The following is a 502-nucleotide window of genomic DNA, read 5'->3' as shown; positions in this document are numbered from 1 at the left end:
GAGGTGGGGGGTGAAGGCGTGGCAGGCTTCGTCGAAGGCTGTGGCGAAGACGGGTGAGGCGGCGTGGAGTTCGCGGCCCATTCCGGCTCGTTGCGAGCCCTGGCCGGTGAAGAGGAACGCTGTCCGTCCTGTCGGCCGGGGCTGCTGGCCGGCGTGTATGAGATGGGGTGAGGGCCGGCCTTCCTGGAGCGCGGTGAGGGCGTCCAGCAGGTCGGTGCGCTCGTGGGCGATCACGGCGGCACGGTGCTCGAACGTGGTACGCGTGGTCGCCAGAGCATGAGCGATGTCGCGGGCGTCCACCTCCGGATGATCGGTGGCGAACGCGTGGAGTCGTCCCGCCTGGTCTGCCAGCGCCTGGGGCGACTTGCCCGAGAGCAGCCACACACACGGCCCCTCGAAGGAGGCCGCCTCCGAAGCCTCGGTGTCGGTCGGAGCGTCGGCGTCGCTGGGCGTGTCTGTGGTGGTGGGGGGTTGTTCGAGGATGAGGTGGGCGTTGGTGCCG

1 protein-coding gene is annotated in these 502 nt (G+C 70.3%); it reads right to left on the bottom strand.

Going from position 1 to position 502, the window contains the following annotated elements; all coding sequences use genetic code 11:
• Positions 1-502: acyltransferase domain-containing protein (locus tag IH48_RS33930; RefSeq protein ID WP_037844060.1), on the bottom strand; the 502-nt coding region annotated here is incomplete at both ends.

The organism is Streptomyces sp. NRRL F-5126 (assembly GCF_000721265.1).
Lineage (GTDB): Bacteria > Actinomycetota > Actinomycetes > Streptomycetales > Streptomycetaceae > Streptomyces.
This window is presented reverse-complemented; position numbering and strand designations above follow the sequence as displayed.